The 447-nt window shown below is 51.0% G+C and carries 1 protein-coding gene; it reads left to right on the top strand.

Translation table 11 applies throughout. From position 1 onward, the window contains the following. Positions 1–447, top strand: a 447-nt coding sequence (locus ACT3SX_RS15565; protein WP_444761878.1) for a hypothetical protein, incomplete at both ends; no start/stop codon positions are given.

The raw sequence follows: 447 nt of genomic DNA, 5'->3' as shown, positions 1-447 counted from the left end.
GCAGAACGCACAGCTACTCTAGAGATAGAGACCGTCGATGATAGCAATAGTGAAGACGCCAGCTGGACACCTGCACGCATGACCCAGTGGCAAATCAGTGACTGGACACATATCTGTGAGCGGCTTGCACGTCAAGGACTGACCGCCTATCTGCGTCATGAGCAAACGGATGAACATACACCGCCGAAGCTCATTATCACCACAGCGAGTCCAAGTGATAGCGAGGGCATCAGCGCAAACATTGGTGCGCTACGCTATCAGCAAGTATTACACGACCGCGTACATGCGCCAGTATTGGCACTGAGTGAGCAAATCGTTACTCAGCCAAGCTCTATAACGGTGCAGCGCTTTAATAGTGCCAGTGTCGCACACCCCACTCAGTCTGCTGATGTTGCTACAAACACCAACACTGATAGAAATAATAGTGCTGACGAGGACAATCAAGCA

It is taken from the genome of Psychrobacter sp. AOP31-B2-9, from assembly GCF_052378005.1.
In the GTDB taxonomy this organism is placed as follows: domain Bacteria; phylum Pseudomonadota; class Gammaproteobacteria; order Pseudomonadales; family Moraxellaceae; genus Psychrobacter.
Note: the sequence above shows the minus strand (reverse complement) of the source record. Positions and strands in the feature narration are given on the sequence as shown.